At 70.3% G+C, this 18,261-nt stretch carries 13 protein-coding genes; 6 read left to right on the top strand and 7 right to left on the bottom strand.

All coding sequences use genetic code 11. The features are described 5' to 3' along the window. Positions 1-93: 93 nt before the first annotated feature. On the top strand, positions 94-1,500 hold the full coding sequence (locus ACWGI2_RS23670) for an MFS transporter (protein WP_453697435.1): 1,407 nt from the start codon (positions 94-96) through the stop codon (positions 1,498-1,500). Between the two features lie 96 nt (positions 1,501-1,596). On the opposite strand, the gene ACWGI2_RS23665 is transcribed toward ACWGI2_RS23670, so the two are convergent. Continuing rightward, positions 1,597-2,916 carry an amidohydrolase family protein gene (locus tag ACWGI2_RS23665; RefSeq protein ID WP_453697723.1) on the bottom strand — a complete coding sequence of 440 codons (1,320 nt, stop codon included), beginning with the start codon at positions 2,914-2,916 and terminating at the stop codon, positions 1,597-1,599. A gap of 650 nt (positions 2,917-3,566) precedes the next feature. Between ACWGI2_RS23665 and ACWGI2_RS23660 the strand changes: the two genes are divergently transcribed. From ACWGI2_RS23660 to ACWGI2_RS23645, 4 genes are all read left to right on the top strand, one after another. Further along, positions 3,567-4,235: an HNH endonuclease family protein gene (locus ACWGI2_RS23660; protein ID WP_453697433.1), complete on the top strand. Its 669-nt coding sequence runs from the start codon at positions 3,567-3,569 to the stop codon at positions 4,233-4,235. An 86-nt stretch (positions 4,236-4,321) separates the two neighbouring features. Further along, a complete protein-coding gene (locus ACWGI2_RS23655) occupies positions 4,322-5,746 on the top strand; it encodes a sensor histidine kinase (protein WP_453697431.1) in 1,425 nt (474 codons plus the stop codon). 12 nt (positions 5,747-5,758) lie between these two features. Continuing rightward, complete coding sequence (locus ACWGI2_RS23650) at positions 5,759-6,403, top strand: response regulator (protein ID WP_453697430.1); 645 nt, start codon at positions 5,759-5,761, stop codon at positions 6,401-6,403. A gap of 169 nt (positions 6,404-6,572) precedes the next feature. Continuing rightward, complete coding sequence (locus ACWGI2_RS23645) at positions 6,573-7,997, top strand: PP2C family protein-serine/threonine phosphatase (RefSeq protein ID WP_453396289.1); 1,425 nt, start codon at positions 6,573-6,575, stop codon at positions 7,995-7,997. Between the two features lie 24 nt (positions 7,998-8,021). Here the strand turns inward: ACWGI2_RS23645 and ACWGI2_RS23640 are convergent, their stop codons facing one another. Next, complete coding sequence (locus ACWGI2_RS23640) at positions 8,022-9,521, bottom strand: DNA-binding protein NsdB (protein WP_453396288.1); 1,500 nt, start codon at positions 9,519-9,521, stop codon at positions 8,022-8,024. A gap of 233 nt (positions 9,522-9,754) precedes the next feature. Between ACWGI2_RS23640 and ACWGI2_RS23635 the strand changes: the two genes are divergently transcribed. After that, the gene (locus ACWGI2_RS23635; RefSeq protein ID WP_453396287.1) at positions 9,755-10,894 is read left to right on the top strand and encodes an aminoglycoside phosphotransferase family protein; all 1,140 of its coding nucleotides are present in this window, start codon (positions 9,755-9,757) and stop codon (positions 10,892-10,894) included. 79 nt (positions 10,895-10,973) lie between these two features. On the opposite strand, the gene ACWGI2_RS23630 is transcribed toward ACWGI2_RS23635, so the two are convergent. The 5 genes from ACWGI2_RS23630 to ACWGI2_RS23610 form a co-directional block, all read right to left on the bottom strand. Further along, on the bottom strand, positions 10,974-14,093 hold the full coding sequence (locus ACWGI2_RS23630; RefSeq protein ID WP_453697722.1) for a ThuA domain-containing protein: 3,120 nt from the start codon (positions 14,091-14,093) through the stop codon (positions 10,974-10,976). 91 nt (positions 14,094-14,184) lie between these two features. Beyond that, the gene (locus ACWGI2_RS23625) at positions 14,185-15,057 is read right to left on the bottom strand and encodes a sugar phosphate isomerase/epimerase family protein (RefSeq protein ID WP_453396286.1); all 873 of its coding nucleotides are present in this window, start codon (positions 15,055-15,057) and stop codon (positions 14,185-14,187) included. Further along, positions 15,054-16,286, bottom strand: a complete 1,233-nt coding sequence (locus tag ACWGI2_RS23620) for a substrate-binding domain-containing protein (RefSeq protein WP_453396285.1) — start codon at positions 16,284-16,286, stop codon at positions 15,054-15,056. The genes ACWGI2_RS23625 and ACWGI2_RS23620 overlap by 4 nt, the downstream gene beginning before the upstream one ends. Beyond that, positions 16,286-17,296, bottom strand: a complete 1,011-nt coding sequence (locus ACWGI2_RS23615; protein WP_453697429.1) for an ABC transporter permease — start codon at positions 17,294-17,296, stop codon at positions 16,286-16,288. Before ACWGI2_RS23615 ends, ACWGI2_RS23620 begins: the two co-directional genes overlap by 1 nt. Next, complete coding sequence (locus ACWGI2_RS23610) at positions 17,293-18,261, bottom strand: ABC transporter permease (protein WP_453697720.1); 969 nt, start codon at positions 18,259-18,261, stop codon at positions 17,293-17,295. The genes ACWGI2_RS23615 and ACWGI2_RS23610 overlap by 4 nt, the downstream gene beginning before the upstream one ends.

Genomic DNA, 18,261 nt, shown 5'->3' with positions numbered 1-18,261 from the left:
CACCCACAGCCGGAACCAGGTCCGCTCCCCCACCGTCCGCCCGCCGCCCTGACCACGCTGGCCATGTGCCTGTGCGTCACCTTGGTGATCGGCATGGTTTCCGCCGTCAATCTGGCCATCCCCGATCTGTCGGCCGACGCTCTGCGCCCCTCCGCTCAGGCCGTGGTGTGGGTCGTGGACGGCTATGTCGTCATCTTCGCCTGCCTGTTGGTGCCCGCCGGGGCGCTCGCCGACCGCAGGGGTCGCAAGGGAACACTCATGTGCGGCATGGGAGTCTTCACCCTCGGCGCGGTGATCTGCGCCGCCGCCCCGCATGTCTCCGTACTGATCGCCGGGCGCATGATCAGCGGGGTGGGCGCGGCCGCCGTACTGCCCACGACTCTCGCCCTGCTGGTCGATGGCCTGCCCGAGCGGGCTCGGCGCAAGGCCGTCGCCGTGTGGGCATCCATGACGGGGCTCGCGGCCGTACTGGGAAACGTGGGCGGCGGCGCCGCCATCGAGTACGGCAGTTGGCGGACGCTCTTCCTCTGTCTGATCCCGCTCGCGCTGTGCGCCCTGCTCCTGGTGGCCGCGGTGGCACCCGTCACCGCCCGCCGTCCGAGCCCCGCCGCGCCGCTCGCCGGCGCCCTGCTCACCGCCGGATTCCTGGCACTGCTCTACGCGATCGTCTCCGGCCCGCAATCCGGCTGGAGCGCCCCGCAGGTTCTTGCCGCCTGCGCGGCGGCAGTTGTGCTCCTCACTGCTTGGGCCCGGCATGAACTGCGCGCCCGCGACCCGCTTCTGGACCCGCGGCTCTTCGTGAGGCCAGCCGTACCGGCGGGCGCGGCAGGGATGGCAGCGCTGTTCGCCGGGATGTTCGGCCTCTTCTACCTCAACGGCCAGTACCTCCAGTACGCCAAGGGGTACGGGCCGCTCGAAGCCGGGCTGCGCCTGCTGCCGATGGCCGCGGCGCTCCTTGCGGGCCCACGCCTCGGCCTGCTGATCGAGCGGGTGTGCGGCCGACGCGGCACCGTCCTCATCGGGATGCTGGTACTGGCCGCCGGGCTGTGCGTGGTGTCCGCCGCCAACGCCCATACCCCGTACGCGCTCTACGCCCTGGGCGCCGGACTCACCGCCCTCGGCTGCGGCACCGCGAGCCCGCTGCTCTCGCACGCCATGATGAGTGCGCTGCCCGCCGAGAGGGCCGGAACGGGCTCCGCATTGCAGAGCCTGGCAAGGGAGTTGGGCAGTGCCATCGGCATCGCTGTCACCGGCACGATCACCACCGCCGTCTTCACGGCCCGGCTCCCCTCGCCACTGTCCGGCGTCGATTCTCAAGGGTCCGGCGCCGATCGGCCGACGACGGTCGCGGAGGCCGTGTCCCGTACCTCCGATCCTCACCTGCACGCGGGGGTCGTCGACGCGTTCACTGCGGGCCTGCACACAGCGACGTTGACCTTGGCCGCCGCGATCACGCTGGTCGCGTTCGCCGTCGCCAGGTGGCTTCCGCCGGAGCGGTGAGCAGGAGGGGGGAGCCAGGAGGGGGAGCCCCGGGGCGAAGGCCCCGGAGCACAAGCCCCGCAGCGCAGGGGCCCCAGGATGTGTCCCTCCGGACGACTACCGCGGCTCCACGCGCTGCAACCCTGCCCGGCGCACCACCTCGGGACCGAGCTTCGCCGCCCGTTCCACCAGCGCGCGGCCGTCCCAGTCCGGCGGCCAGCCCTCCCACAGCCGCAGCTTGCCGTCGACCACGACGGCGGTGATCTGGTCGCGGTTGGCCAGGCGGACGAGTTCCCACTCCAGGTCCCAGGAGGGAGTCAGCTCAGGGACGTTGACGTCCACGACGAGGAAGTCGGCGGCCTTCCCCACCGCGATCTCCCCGGTCACCTTGCCGAGACCGAGCGCGTCGGCGCTGAGCGATGTCGCGTGCTCCAGCCACATCCGCCCCGCGCCGCACGAGGAATCCCCCGACGCCATGCCGTACGCCAGCCGCTGAGCCGTCTCCGCGGCGTCGACGAGGCGGAATCCGTCACCGCGCGTCCCGTCCGTGCCGGTACCGAAGCGCACCCCCATCGCGGCCAGCATGGTGGCGTGTGCGACAGCGTTGCCCTTCCAGGCGCTGGCCACGGGGTTGTAGCTGATGGCGGCGCCGGAGTCGGCCAGCATCCGCATCTCGCCGGGCGTGAGCAGAGTGGCGTGAGAGCCGAGCGTCTGCGGACCCAGCGCCCCCAGATGCCGCAGGTACTCGACCGGTCGCCGGCCGACGCTCTTCAACGACCTTTCCACGGAGGCCAGATGTTCATTGACGTGGATCTGGAAGACCGCGTCGGCCTCGCGGCACAGATCCGCCGTCCGCTTGAGGATCGTCGCGGACGCGTCCTCGGCCACGGGGATGGCGAGCGAGGGGTGGATCAGGGGAGGCGCGTCCCACCGCCCCAGATGTTCCGGCCCGCCCTTCCCGTCGGAAACGACCTTGGACAGGACGCACCGGATACCGGCTTCCTCGGTTCCCTTCGCTATGGCGGCCACGTCGACCGGCGCCCGCGTCCCGGCATCGGCGACCGTCGTGAAGCCGCCACGCAGCGCCTCCAGGGAGGCCAGCTTCGCCGACACGTACGCGCTCTCCTTGTCGAGTGCGTGCTCCAGCGGCTCCCATATCGTCTTGAAGATCTCCGAAGGCTGCCCGAACGACTGGGCCTTGCCGAAGCTCTGCGTCAAGTGATGATGCGCGTCGACGAAGCCCGGCATGATCAAGTGCCCGTCCAGCCGCACCGGTTGCAGGCCGGGGTGCGCGGCCATGAGCTCCTTGGCCGGCCCGACCGCCCGGAACTTCCTGCCCTCGACGAGCACGGCCTGCCCACGCTTCGGCCCCCCGGGCAACATCAACAGCTCCGGTACGAGCAGCTTCCTGGCCCCTTTGAACTGCTCCGCCCGCACCGCACCGGGACCGCCACCGCTGTTCGCGCCCTCCCGCTCGTTCGTGCCCGTGGCCGCGGTGGCGCTCCCGGCGGCCGGAGCACTGATGAGCCCAGCGGCACCGGCAAGTCCCGCCCCGACCAGAAACTTGCGTCTGCCGGTCCCGGACTGCTCCCCCAGACCCGACGGCTCCGCCCCTTGCCCTTCGCTCTGACCTTGCTCCGCCGACTGCTCGATCCGCTGCTCGCTCGCCAACCCACTCGCCCGCTTTCGTACGTCGCATGCCTGCGCCTTTGCCACTCCGCGCACGCCAAGCTCCGCGTGCGGCCGCCAACGGGGTGCCGTGCGTACGGCAAAGAGCCCGGTGTCAGCCGTACGCCAGGTCGGTCGTGCGGGGTGGCCCGACCCTAGGACTACCGCCGTTCGTGGAACAAGACTTCCGGCATGCGACATTCACGTACCGAGACAGAAGGTGGCGCAACTGGCGCACGCTGCCACCGAACCCCTGGTCAAGCCGTGTACGCGGCCCGATCGAGGTGGCGTAACCTCGCCGAAACATGACGTTGGCCGGGCGGGCCGAGACGTTTCTGCGGTGAATCTCCTGACCCACCTGGCCGGGTCTCCCGCCGTGCGCCACCTGTCGAGACCTCTCGACCAGTAGGCCTGTGGACATGATCAAGAACTTCACGCGCGGCCTTGCCGCGCTCTCGCTGTCCCTCGCCCCGCTGATCGCTCCCGCGCCCGTCATCGCACAGCCCGCGGAGGTCACCACGCTGGCCGACGCCCTGCACCGGCTCCCGGTCGCGAGTGAGCAGCACGAGGGCTACACCCGCGGCCACTTCAAGCACTGGAACGCCGGACTCGACAAGAAGGACGGCTGCGACACCCGCGCCGAAGTGCTCATCGCCGAGGCCGAAGAGGCCCCCAAGGTCGGCGAGAACTGCAGGCTGAGCGAGGGCGAGTGGGTCTCGTACTACGACAACCAGGAAGTCGACGACCCGGACAAGCTCGCCGTCCATCACACGGTGCCGCTCGCGGAGGCCTGGGCCTCGGGCGCCTCCGGCTGGAGCGCCGAGCGCCGTGAGAAGTACGCCAACGACCAGGGCGCGCCCGCGGGCCTGGTGGCCGTCACCCACCGCAGCAACCGCGCCAAGGCCGGGCAGGACCCCGCCGGTTGGATGCCGCCGCTGCCCGGCGCGCACTGCCGCTACCTCTCCGACTGGGTGTCCACCAAGCTGCGCTGGGACCTGGCATCCAACCCGGCCGAGCTCGACGCCATCGCGGTGTTCGCCAACGGCGAGTGCAAGAACACGTCCGTCATCTACAGGGCCGTGCGGTAGGCGACGTCCGGCACAGCGCGCATCCGGCGAAGCGGGACCGGCATGGTCAGTCGGCTCGCCGGATGTCGTGCTGGACACTGGTATCCATGCACGTCATACGCCCGCCTCAGGCTGCCGGCCCGGCTGCCGGTGTCACCACCTCAGGCGCGCCGGAGCACCCCGGGACGCCGTCCGGTACGCGAGGGGCGCGCGCCCTCGCACGAGCCGTGGGGCGCGCCCCGCTCACCCGGCGGGCATGGGCCGAGACCGCCTACTGTCTGATCGGGTTCCCGCTGGGCCTCGCGGGCGGCGTGCTGCTCGCGGTGGCGCTGGCACTGGGCGCGGGTTTCACGGTGTCGGTGGTCTTCGCGGTGCTCGGCGCCCTTCTGTTCATCACGGGGCTCCAGCTGGCCCGGGCGCTGGGCGTCGTCCATCGCCGCCTTGCGGCCCTGCTCCTCGGGGACCAAACACCCGCGCCGCCGCCGCTGCGTCCGCAGGGGCGGTTGGTCAGCCGCCTCGACGCCCGGCTGTGGGACGGAGACGGGTGGCGGTCGGCGGCCTACGTCCTGGTGAAGCTGCCGGTCAGCTGTCTGGGGGCGTACGCCGTCCTGTGGTGGCTCACGGGGCTGGTCAATCTGACGGCGCCGCTGCGGTGGGCGGCCTTCGGGCAGCGCCCCGAGCCCGGTTCCCCGGAGGGCATGCCGGTGCTCACACCGCTCCCCTTCGGCGGTCTGGACGCGGACACCTTCGTCGGCACATTCGTCGCGGTCGCCATCGGTGCGGGCATTCTGCTGGGTGCGCCCTGGGTGACGCGCCTGGTGACCGAGGCCGACCGGTGGCTGATCGGCGCCCTGCTCGGACCGGGCCAACTGGCCAATCGTGTACGCGACTTGGAAATGACGCGGGCGCTCGCCGTGGACGACTCGGTGGCGCTGCTCCGCCGCGTCGAGCGCGATCTGCACGATGGGGCTCAGGTCCGCCTCGTCGCGGTGGCGATGAGCCTCGACATGATCAGACAGCGGCTGAACGAGAGCGAGCGAACCGGCACCGGCACCGACGACATCGCGCGCCTGCGTCAACTCGTCGACGGAGCGCACCACAACGCCACCGAGGCCCTCACCGAACTGCGTGATCTGGCCCGCGGCATCCACCCTCCGGTCCTCGACGACGGTCTGCCGGACGCGCTGGCCACGCTCACCGCCCGAAGCAGCATTCCCGTCGACCTGGTGACGGACATTCCCGAGCGTCCGACCCCGGCGATCGAGACCATCGCGTACTTCTGCGCCGCCGAGCTGCTCGCGAACGTCATCAAGCACAGCGGGGCCCGGCGGGCCGCCATCACGGTGGCCCAGTCGGACGGCAGGCTCCTCCTCCAGGTCGGCGACGACGGGCACGGCGGCGCGGATGCGGCCGGCGGAAGCGGCCTGACGGGACTCATGCAACGCGTACGTACGGTCGATGGGCGGATAGATGTCAGCAGTCCCGATGGCGGGCCGACCGCGGTCACCGTCGAGCTGCCGCTGCACGCGTGAGAGCATGCCGCCATGCGCGTCGTGATCGCTGAGGATGCCGCGGTACTGCGGGAGTTGCTGGGCCAGATGCTCGCGGAGCGTGGGCACGAGATCTGTGCGTCCGTGAGCGATGCGGACACGCTGCGCGCCGCGGTCGCCGAGCACCGCCCTGACGTCACGGTGACCGACATCCGGATGCCGCCGACGCACACGGACGAAGGGCTCCGCGCGGCCATCGACATCCGCCGCGAGCACCCCGGCACGGGAGTGCTGCTCTTCTCCCAGTACGTGGAGACGAAGTACGCCACGCGGCTGCTCGCCGCGGGTTCGGCGGGCGTCGGTTACCTGCTCAAGGACCGCGTCGCGAACGTCGCGGAGTTTACCGACGCCCTGGAGCGGGTGGCCGCGGGCGGTACGGCGCTCGACCCCGAGGTCGTCACGCAACTGGCCGGGGCAGGTCACCGCGCGGAGGAGCTCGCGCCCCTCACCGACCGCGAGCGCGAAGTCCTCTCGCTGATGGCCGAGGGCCGGTCCAACGCGGCGATCGCGCAGAGCCTCGTCGTCTCCGCGGGCACCGTCGAGAAGCATGTGGCCGCCGTCTTCGACAAGCTCGGGCTGCCCGCGTCACATGACCACAACCGCCGTGTCCTGGCCGTTGTTCGCTACTTGCGCGGGTGATCGGGATCGAGTCACCGGAACATATCGTTCCGAAGGACATAGGCATATGCCAGAAGCACCACCGCGTCGTGTGTTGCCAAATCCCTTACGAGCCCCTCCCGGCTGTGCGAAAGTCATTAGCGGTCCTTCCCGCCCGTTTGGTCGCACCGCATCCTCAACGGAGCACCTCATGCCGTCCCATGTCTTCGCGGACCGCCCTTCCGCCCAGCCGCCCGAGCGCGGTTCGGTCGAAGCGCTGATCACGCAGACGCGCCGGCTCCGCGGCGAGGTCGACGCCGTGCGCCGGGATGCCGGGCCCGATCAGAGCGACCCGCAGGGGCGCTGGCAGCGCGCCCTGTGCGACCTGGCGGTCCACCAGCTCAACGACTTGGACGACCACCTCGCCCAACTTCGGGACGGACCCGTGGAACCGGCCGTGGAGCCCGCCGCTCCGGCCGTGCCCCCGCCGCTCGAACCGCAGCGCGGTTCGCTGCTCAGCCGGGTCGGCAGCGCGGAGTGGAACCTCCTGAACGACGAGGCGAGTTGGTCGGGCGAGCTGTACCACATCCTCGGGCGGGACCCGGAAGCTCCCCCGCTCTCCCTCGACGAACTGCCCTCCCTGGTGCACGTCGACGACCAGCCGATGCTGACGGCCATGGTCACGGACTGCCTGATCGACGGGAAGCCGATCGACGGCGAGTTCCGTATCGTGCGCCCCGACGGCGGCGTACGACAGGTGCACATGATGGGCGAGCCCGTGCTCGCCGCTGATGGCAGCACCGCCTCGATGTGGGCGGTCTTGCGGGACGTCAGCGAGCTGCGCCGCAGCCAGCGAGTGGTGCGCGAGACCCGTGACTCGTTGCAGCGCCAGCGGCACATCGCGCAGACAGAGCACCGGCTCGCGGTCGAACTGCAGGAGGCTGTGCTGCCGCCGTGGCGCGGCTCCCTGCGGTTCCCGCACGGCGGACCCGCGGCGCTCGACCTCGCCGCGCACTACCTCCCTTCCTCGACGAGCGCACTCATCGGCGGCGACTGGTACGACGCCATGGAGCTGCCCGACGGCCAGTTCCTGCTCAGCGTCGGCGACCTCACGGGGCACGGGGTCACCGTCACGTCGGGCATGGCGATGCTCCTTGGCGCGGTGCGCGGCATGGCGGTCACCGGAGTCCGGCCGGGCCAACTGATGGGCTGGCTCAACCAGTTACTGGACACCACCGCGCAACCGGCCCTCGGCAGCGCCGTCTGCTGCCAGTACACCCCCGCCACCCACACCCTCAGCTGGGCGCAGGCGGGACACCCCGCCCCGCTGCTGTTCCGCGACGGGACGGGGCGCGCGCTGACGCCGCCGGGCGGAGTGATCCTCGGGGCGACCTCCGGAGCCACGTACGAGCAGGCCGAAGAGCAACTCGAGCCCGGCGACCTGCTGTTGCTGCACACCGATGGCCTTGTCCCACGGCGCACCAGGGACGCGGCCACGAGCCGGCTGCTCGCGCTCGCGCCACGCTTCAGGGACACGCGAGGTGCGCAGGACTGCGTACGGACGGTCGTCGAAGAGTTCGGCGTGACCCCGCGTGAGGACGACGCCTGCCTGCTGATCGCGCGGGTCAATTCCTGACCCGCGACCGAGCCCTGCCGGACCCTACGCGCGAACCCGGCTGCCACCCCCGGTCTTGGCCGCCGCCCTGGGCAGGGCCAGCTTGATCTCCTCACGCAGATCCTGGATCTTCGGATAGCCCGAGTACTGAGCGGTCAGGCGGTACATCTCGCGCAGCCGGTCCCAGGTGCGGTGCGAGGAGTTCGACCCCATCGAGACCAACGCCAACCGTGCGTAACGATCGGCCTGTTCGGGGTCGTCGGCGATGAAGCACGCCGAAGCCAGCGAGATGTAGTCGAAGATCTGCGAGCGGTCTCGGCCCTTGGCCCGCAGGTCGATCGCCTCCCTGGCGTGGCGCTGGGCCGTGTTGGCTGCGGACGCGTCGTGATCGGCGAGGGTGCGGAAGGCCAGGGCCTGCATGCCGTGCATGTCCGCCTCGTCGAACATCTGCATCCAGCTCGGCGGTGGCACGTCCCCCTTGTCGGAGACGAACAGGTCCTCGGCGATGCCGAGGGTGCGGCGCATCGCCTGCCCCTTGCCCATCGACGCCTGTGCCCAGGCCTCGATGGTGTAGAGCATGGCCTGCGTGCGCGGCAGCATCTCCTCGCCCGAACCCGACTGGGCGAGCTTCATCAGGTCCAGAGCGTCGTCGGGACGCCCCAGATGCACCATCTGGCGCGCGGCCCGGGACAGGGCCTCGCCGGCACGCGGCCTGTCCCCACCTTCACGGGCCGCGTGCGCTGCGATGACGAAGTACTTCTGCGCCGTGGGCTCCAGGCCGACGTCGTGCGACATCCAGCCCGCGAGGACGGCGAGGTTGGCAGCGACGCCCCACAGGCGCCGCTGGAGATGGTCGGGGTGTCGGTAGGCGAGCATGCCGCCCACTTCGTTGAGCTGTCCCACCACAGCCTTGCGCTGCAGCCCGCCGCCGCGGGCCGCGTCCCAGGCCCGGAACACCTCGACGGAGGTCTCCAGTTCCTCGATCTCCTGCGACCCGATGGGGGCGGCCTCATAGCGGTCGAACCCAGCGGGGTCGGCGTGCAGGGGACGGTCGGTTCGGGGAGCGTCGGCAACGAGGGCCGGATCGGTGTGCAGCCAGTCGTGCATGGCGCTGCTGAGTGCGGAGCCGGCGGCGAGCGCGGCACCCGCGCCCACCAAGCCGCGTCGGTTGAGCATGAGGTCCATTCCCGTGAATTCGGTGAGGACCGCGGCTGTCCGTTCGGGCGCCCACGGCACGCCGTCGGGGTGCTCCACACCACCGTCGCCACGCCGTTTCCCCACGCGCCCGTGCCGGACCAGACCAAGATCCTCAATGGTCACGACACGGCCGAGACGCTCGGTGAACAGAGCCGCCAGCACCCGGGGCACGGGATCGCGGGGGATTTCTCCCATGTCGATCCAACGCCGTACCCGCGAGGTGTCGGTGGCCAGTTGCGGATGGCCCATGGCCGCCGCCTGCCGGTTCACCAGTCTCGCGAGCTCCCCTTTGGACCAGCCTGCCAGGCCGAACAGGTCCGAAAGACGGGTGTTGGGTTGTCCGTTCACGTCAAGCCCCCAGGTTCTCGGCTGAGTTGACAGTAACCCTCTGTCAGTTGCTGGGCGACTATTCGCCAGGGTTCGCCAGGGTGCGCCACATGGTGTGCCAGGGGACGCCGGGTGTCAGGTAGGAATGCGCCACCCCGACCCGGACCACCGCGGGACATTCCCCAGGGTGCACCAGGGCGGCCGGGGCGGGAGGCGCCGCAATTCGCAGGCACACGAAGGGATCTGTATCGCCCATGTACACAGCATCGTCCTCCGTGTCCGCCCCGCCCCGGCCACTGCACAGCCGACAGCCCGGCAGCGGCCCGTATCTGGAGCCCGCGCGCCCCGCGGCCGGGTCGCTCGGCGCCGGCCGAACGCGACGCGTTCCGGGGCCCGGCACGCAACCGCTCAGCGGGAGACTCGACTTGTCAGGCCCCCAGGGGGCGCAACTGCGCACCGCGATCGCCTCGGTGCACCGCATCTGTCCAGAGTTCAATCCGGTACAGGTGCTCCGCCGCAGCGGACGCACCGTACTGCTCGTGGGAACCACAGGACGCAGCACCGCGATCGCCAAATGTTTACTGGACCACTCGCCCGTGTGGGCCGAGCGGATCAGGCACGAAATAGCGGCATACCGCTCGTTCGTCCGGCACCGTCCTCCCGTCCGGGCCCCGCGGCTCATCGCCGCGGACCCCGAGGACTGCACGCTGGTGATCGAGCGGATGCAGGGGCGCGTCGCCGCGCTCTCCCGCCACCCCGTGGAGACTCCACCGCGCGCGGACGTGCGGTTGGCGCTCAACGCCCTGCGCCACCTCAACCGGTGGCGTCCGCCGCAGGAGTTGTTCGGCAGGCCCATGGACTACGGCAAGCGGATCTCCCGCTTCCATGAGCTGGGGCTGCTCACCGACCGGGACATGGGCGACCTGCAGAAGCTTCTGCACGGCATCGCGCACTCGGCCGGGCAGCACGACACGTGGCAGTTCTGCCACGGCGACGCGCTGCTTTCGAACATCCTCCTGTCCCCCGCGGGCCCGGTGTTCGTGGACTGGGAGCACGCGGGCTGGTATCTGCCCGGCTATGACCTGGCGACGCTGTGGACGGTGCTCGGTGACGCACCGGTCGCGCGGCGCGAGATCAGCCAGCTGGCACAGGAGAAGGGTCCGGCGGCGCGTGACGCGTTCCTGGTGAACCTGATGCTCGTGCTGACCCGCGAGATCCGTACGTACGAGATGGCCGTGCAGCGATCGATGCACGACGCGACCCCGGCGGCACCGGGACCAGCCCACCCGGGTGCTGCGCCGTCCGGTGAGGAACAGCGGCTGCTGCTGAGGCGGCTGCACGACGACTGCCAGCTGGCCCGCAGGGCCGTGCGCGCCGCGGTCGGTACTCGCTGACGGGGAAGACAGTCCGCAGTGCGCCTTTGGACAGCGGCGCACTGCGGACTTGTCTATGCCTCCGGCTACTTCCGGGTGACTATGACGTGGTGAACTGCACCGCGTCTACGTCAAAGGAATTGTTCTGCGGCGACTTGAAGACCAGATACAGCTTGTGGGTGCCTGCCAGGGCTTCGACCGGCACATCGGGTGTGGCCTGATAGGTGTCCCAGCCCCCGGTGTTGGGGACGGGAGTCGTGGCGAGCAGCTTGCCGTCCGGGGCGTCCGCGCGCAGCTCGATCGAGCCGACGCCGTACGGCGACGACAGCTTGTAGCTGACCTTGCTGACGCCTTCCACACTCATCGGGCTGTACGCGATCCAGTCGCCGTCACTGATGTCACCGATGCGCTTGCCGTTCTCGGCGCCCTCCTGGGAGACGATGCGGGTCCCTGACTGGCCGTCGTGGTACTCCGCCTGCTTGTGCTTGGGGTGCATCACGGAGCGTCCGTAGCCGGTGAGGGCGCTGACGCCGTCGCCGCCCTTGTCGGTGTACTTCGCGTTGAGGACGTACGTGAGGTCGGCGCCCTCGGGGTGGCCGCCCAGGTCACCGGTGTCCACGGTGCCTTCGCAGCCGGGGATGTCGGTGGTGGGGTGCTCGTGGTCGTCGTGGCCGAGGGCCGGGTTGACGGTGACCTTGGAGCAGTCGATCGTGCCGTCCTCGGGGTCGGTGACCGTGACCTTGTAGGGGATCTTGTCGCCGAACTGGATGAGCTTCCCGTCGACGGGGGTCTCGACCTTCACCTTGGGTGCCGTGTTCCCCGCCGTGACGGGCACGTTGGCGTAGCCGGACTTGCCGGTGGAGTCGGTGACCTTCAGCTGGGCGTTGAAGTCTCCCTTGGTGTCGTACGTGTGGGAGGGGCTGGCCTCGGTCGAGTCGTAGGTCCCGTCGCCGTTGAAGTCCCAGGCGAAGGTGAGCGGATCGCCGTCCGGGTCCTTGCTGCCCTCGCTGGAGAAGTCGACCTTCAGCGGGGTCGGGCCGTTGGTGGCGGAGGCCTTGGCCTGGGCGAGCGGGGTGCGCTGGCCCTGGGCGTAGTCGATGCGGTAGAGCCCGGAGTCGTTGTTGCCGCCGCCGAACTCGCTTCCCCACTCCAGGACGTACAGCGAGCCGTCGGGCCCGAAGGTCATGTCCATCGGCTTGGCGAACTTCGCCGACTTCAGGAAGTCGTTGATCTTCAGGAGCTTCCCGTCCTTGTCGAAACGGATCTCCTTGACCGAGTCGCGGGCCCACTCGTAGAAGAAGCTCGCGCCCTCGAAGTAGGCGGGGAACTTGGTCTTGGAGGGGTTCTCGGGGTCGTAGTGGTAGACGGGACCGCTCATCGGCGCCGAGCCGCCCGCGCCCATCTCCGGGAACTCCTTGGACGCGCCGTAGCCGTACCAGATCTCCGGCTGCTGGAGCGTCGGCAGGTCCTTCAGGCCGGTGTTGTTCGGCGAGGGGTTGGTGGGCTTGGCGCAGTCGAACTTGGCGCCGACTTCCTGGGTGTCGGGGTTGTAGGGGGCGTACGCCTGGTTGTTGCCGTGGCAGAAGGGCCAGCCGAAGTTGCCCGCCTTCTTGATGACGTTGTACTCGACGAGCCCTTCCGGGCCGCGGTTGGTCTCGGGCGCGCCGCGGTCGGGGCCGTAGTCGGAGGCGTGGACGTAGCCCGTCTTGGGGTCGACGGTGAAGCGGAAGGGGTTGCGGAAGCCCATGGCGTAGATCTCGGGGCGGGTCTTCGCGGTGCCCTTGGCGAAGAGGTTGCCCTTGGGGATGGTGTAGCCGCCCTTGTCCGTGGGCTTGATGCGCAGGATCTTGCCGCGCAGGTCGTTGGTGCTGCCCGCGGTGCGGGCGGCGTCCAGCATCTGCTTGCCGGGCCGCCAGTCGAGCGGGGCGTAGCCCTGCCAGTTGGGGTCGAGGTTGGGCGGGACGTCGTCGCCGACGCCCAGGTAGAGCGTGCGGTTCGGGCCGAACTCGACGGCGCCGCCGGTGTGTCCGGGTTCGGGGAAGGTGCGGTCGCGGTAGGCGGGGACGTCGAGGAGCTTCTTCTCGCTGGCGAGGTCGAGGGTGTTGTCCTTCTTGACCGTGAAGCGGGAGAGGCGGTTGACGTCGTCCTTCGCCGATGCGGGCGCGTAGTAGAGGTAGATCCAGCGGTTGGTGGCGAACTTCGGGTCGAGTTCCATGCCGACGAGGCCGTCCTCGCCGCCGGTGTAGACGTCGAGTTTACCTGCCGTGGAGGTGGAGTGGCTCTTCGGGTCGAAGATCTTCACCTCGCCGCTGCGCTGGACGTAGAAGACCTTGCCGTCCTTGGCGACGTCCAGCTCCATCGGGTCGGCGGTGTTGTCGTCCAGTGCGGTCTTCTCGTAGCCGGACCAGACGGTGCCGCCGCAGTCACCGGGCTGGTTGCCCGCGGCCCACTTGATGCCGCCGAGCACGTGCTCACGGAAGGCGGGCTCGCTGTACGACGCCTTGTCATGGCCCATGGCGGTGGCCCAGACCTTGCCGCCCTCGGCGTTGCGGCACCAGGAGATGGGGTGGTCGGCGCCCATCTTGGAGCCGCCCGGGTCGTACGTGGTCTCGTCGGCGGTCACCAGGACGTGCACGTCACCGCGGGGGTTCTTGTCGAAGTTGTACCACTCCTCCGGGCGCTCCCAGCGCTCGGGAAGACCCTTGGTGGAGGGGTGCACGCGGTCGGCGACCTTGGCGGTGCCCTTGAGGACGCCCGGTGAGTGGGCGGGCATGTGGGCGCCGGCGTTGATGAGGTCGTCCCACCAGGGGAAGGAGTCCTCGACGCCCATGTCGAGGGTGTTGTGCAGGGCGACGACTCCCTTGCCGCTCTTCACGTACTTCTTCATGGCGTCGCGCTGGCCTTCGGTGTCCCAGACCATGCCGGAGTTCTGCAGCATGATGATGACGTCGAAGTCCTTGAGCTTCGCGTCGTCGAAGACCGTGGCGTCGGCGGTCTCGACGACCTCGAAGTTGTTCGCCGCTGCCTGCTCCTTGACCATCTGAATGCCGGCCGGGATGGAGTCGTGGACGTAGCCGACGGCCTTGGTGAAGAGCAGGGCGCGGAAGGCGGGCGCCTTGGTGTCGGCGGCGCTCGATGTGGCGGGCAGGAACCCGACCGCGAGGAGCAGCGCCGCCACCATCGCGATCACCGCTCTTCGTAGGCTTCTCGGGTCGCGCAGTCTTATGTCACGCACATGACAGTCCATGGGGTGGTCCTCTCTGCTGGGAATCTGCTGGGAAGGACGGACGGACGTGCGGGATTGCCGGATGTCAGAGTGCGGCCACGGCCCGGCGCAGGAAGCCGAGCCCGTCGGTCGCGAGCGCGTCCTGGGTGGGCGCGAGGGGCCGCCAGACGGAGGCGGCGACGGCGATGGCGTCGTTGTGCGCCGTGAACGACTCGATGCAGAGCGGCCCTCGGTAGCCGGACTCGCCCAGGGCGCGCAGGAAGCCGGGCCAGTCGAGGTGGTCGGCGCCGGGGGCGCCCCGGTCGTTGGCGCACACCTGGACGTGGGCGATGCGGCCCGCCGCCGTGCGGACCGCTTCCGGCAGGGAGTGCTCCTCGATGTTCTGGTGGTAGGTGTCGAGGGCCACGCCGATCGACTCCTCGGGCAGGCCCGCGAGGCCCTCCAGGGTCTGGGCGACGGTGTTGAACAGGCTCGTCTCATAGCGGTTGAGCGGCTCGACGGCGATACGGACACCGGCCCGTGCCGCGTACTCGACGACCGGGGCGATCGCCTCGCGCCACTCCTCGTACGCCGCTGTGCGCGAGGCCCGGTCCATCCGCCACGTGCGACCCACCACCGCGTACACCGGACCCGCGACCACGGGGGCGCCGATCGCGTGGGCCGCGTCGACGCAGCGGCGGAGATAGTCCTGCGTGGCGCGCACGGCGCCCTGGTCCGCGCGGACCAGGTTCCGCTCTTCGGCCATGACGGCGACGACGGCCGCGGGCGTCAGGCCCGTGGCGTCGAGGAGCTTGACCGCCGCCGCGGGCTCCCAGTCGTCGGGCTGTTCCAGGGGAAGTTCCACGCAGTCGAAGCCCCAGCCCGCGAGGCGTGGCAGCGTCTCGGCGAGCGCCTCGGTGGTGACCGGGGAGTGCCAGATCCACGGGTTCGCGCCCAACTGCCAGGCGGTGTACGTCACTTCTTGCCTCCCCAGTCCTTGGGGAAGCCCGGCAGTTCCTGGCAGCCGCACATCGCGTAGTGCAGCGGCGGCATGCCCTCCTGGAGGTACTCGTCGAGGTTGTCCTGCGTGACCGTGGGCTGCGGCAGCTTCCACTCCTTGGGCACCTGCTTGCCGTCCAGGATGCGCAGGGCCGCGATGACCGGCGTACGCCACTGGAAGGTCGGGTAGGTGGGGGCGATCGCGGTGAGGTCCTTGTCCTTCCACGCCTGGAGGAAGTCCTGCTGGTCCTCGCCGGTGATCGGCGGTACGTCGACGCCCGCGTCCTCGAAGGCCTCGACGGCGGCGACGGCCGTGGCGCCGGAGTCCATCCAGACGCCGTCGATGGAGCCGTGCCGGGAGATCGCGTCGGAGACGATCGACTTCGTCTTGGCGGGGTCGCCGTCGGTGAACTTGGCGTCCACGACGTCGAGTTCGCTTTTATCGAAGGCCAGCTTCGCCGCCGACCAGCGCGTCTCCAGGACGTCCACGCCTGGCGAGATGCGCAGGGCGAGGATCTTGCCCTTGGGCTCGACCTTGTCGACGAGGAAGTCGGCGGCGACCGCGCCGTATCCGTACCCGCCGATGGGGTTGACGAAGGTGACGGCGCAGTCGGTCTCCACACCCCGGTCGAAGACGATCACGGGGAGCTTGCCGCAGGCCTCCTTCACCGCGGGGGTGAGGGTGGCGGTGGTGTTCGGCGAGACGATGAGCGCGTCGCAGTCCTTGTTGCCCGCGAGCTCCTGGATGTCGGAGATCTGCTTGTCGTCCTTGCCCTGGGCGTCCAGGACGGTGAAGTCGCTGATCTCCTTGTGGAGTTTCACCTCGGCCTTCATGTTCTTCAGGCCGACCTGGCGCCAGGGGTTGAAGACACCGGCGTTGGAGAAGCAGAGGTGCGTGCCGCCCGAGCCCTTCTTCTTGTATTGGGCGGTGTCGGTCATCTTCGGTTCGAGCATCTGCTCCCAGGGCTTGGTGTCCGGCCCCTGGGGGGTCTCCTTGCCGAGCTTCAACTGGCGGTCGTACTCGGCCTGTTCGAAGAACTTGGAGGGTTTGTCGCCGTTCTCGTCGGATGCGGCGGACTGCGAGGCCCCGGCGGGCGAGTCGGGTGGCGTGTCGCTGGAGCAGGAGGTGAGCAGGACGCCCGCGAGGAGCGCGGCGGCAGCGGGCGCGAGCGTGCGTCGGCGGTGCGGGCGGTTCAGAGGGGTGTGCATCACGAGGGTCTGCCTCCCGAGGAGTGGGTACGACGGCGGCGCAGCCGGGACCAGTCGGCGGCCCCGAGCCCGACCGCGGCGATGACGATGACGCCCTGGACGGTGGATTCCAGGGCGCCCGATACGCCCTGGAGGTTGAGCAGCGTGAACAGGGCCTGCAGTGAGAAGGCGCCCGCCATCGCGGCGATGACGCTGCCCCGGCCGCCGCCGAGCACGACCCCGCCGAGGACCACGGCGGTGATCGCCTCGAACTCGTAGCCGCGGCCCGCCTGCGCGGAGACCCCCGAGAAGCCGCCGACGAGGACGGCGGCGAGCGCCGCGGCCGCGCCGGAAAGTACGAAGGCGATGACGCGGGCGCGGTGCACGCGCACTCCCGCCAGGGCGGCGGCGCGTTCGCTGTCCCCCGTCGCGATCAACGTACGGCCGAAGTCGGAGCGCATCAGCAGGACGGCGACGATGCCCGCGACGAGGCAGGCCAGGACCGCCCAGGGCAGCCAGCCCATGGCGGTGCCGCGCCCCATCTGGCGGAATCCCTCGGACAGTTGGCCGTGCGGGGAGCCGCCCGTCCAGAAGAAGACGGCGCCCTCAAGGATCAGCATCATCCCGAGCGTGGTGATGAACGAAGGCACTCTCAGGCGTGTGGTGATCAGCCCGCTGACGAGACCCGTGACCGCCCCGGCGAGCAGCAGGCCCGCCGTGATGAGCGGCCAAGGAGCGTCCGGGAATGAGCCGTAGACCTCTGCCGCCGCGACGACGCCCGCGGTGACGATCGCCCCGACCGACAGGTCGAACTCACCGCAGACGATGACCAGATACTGCCCGGCGGCGAGGATCACCAGGGGCGCGGCGCGCTTGACGAAGGCGAGGAAGCGGTCGGGTTCGTAGAAGCCGGGGTCGGTGGCGGCGAGCGCGACGAGCAGGACGACGAGCAGGGCATAGACCGGGGCGCCGGTACCGAGGGACCGTACGACTCGCTTGTAGGGAGGGGCAGTTGCGGTGCTGCTGCTCATGCGGACCTCCTGCTGCCGCGCCGGGCGTAGATCGCGACCGCGGCGATGATGACGACGCCGCGTACGACGTTCTTGAAGAAGGGGTCGACGCTGAGCTGGTTGAAGACGGAGTCGAGCACGGCGAGCACGAGGACCCCGCCGAGCGTGCCCGCCACTCCCCCGCGCCCGCCCGCGAGCACGGTGCCGCCGAGCACGACGGCGGCGATCGACTCCAGGTCGTAGCGGGCCTCGGTGCCTGCCCAGGGGGCGCCCGCGCCGAGCCGTGAGGCAAGGAAGAGGGCGGCGGCGCCCACGCACAGCGAACACAGGACGTGGGCGGCGATGATCGTGCGGCGGGTGCGGACGCCGGAGAGCCGGGCCGCGTGTTCGTCGCCGCCCGTGGCGTACAGGTGGTGCCCGAAGCGGGTGCGCCGGGTGATCAGCCACATGGCGGCGGCGACGGCCGCGAGCAGGAAGAGCGAGACGGGGATCGGGCCCATGCGGTCGTAGCCCAGATGCTGGAAGGAGGCGGGGACCTTGCCGGCCGGGCCCGTGTAGTTGTCCTCGATCCAGCCGCGCAGGATGAACGCGGTGCCGAGCGTCGCGATGAACGCGTTGACCTTGAGCCCGGTCACGATGAGGCCGTTGGCGAGTCCGACGGCCGCGGACAGGGCGAGGACGGCGAGGACCGCGGTGACGACGCTGCCGTCCTCCATGGTGGTGGCGGCGACGAGCGTGCCGAGGCTGATCAGATACGCCACCGACAGGTCGAGGGAGCCGGTGAGGATGACGGCGGTCTGCCCCACGGCGACGAGGCCGAGGGCGACGCAGTTCTGCAGGATGCCGACGACGTTCGAGAGCGTGAGGAAGTCGCCGCCGCGCGCGGCGACCACGATCCAGCCGAGCGCGGTGACTGCGGCGGCCGCGAGCCAGACGCCGACGGCGGGGTCGGTGAGCCTGCTGCGGCGGGGGGCGCGGGTCTTCAG

The sequence above is a fragment of the Streptomyces sp. NPDC054866 genome (assembly GCF_053610745.1).
This window is presented reverse-complemented; position numbering and strand designations above follow the sequence as displayed.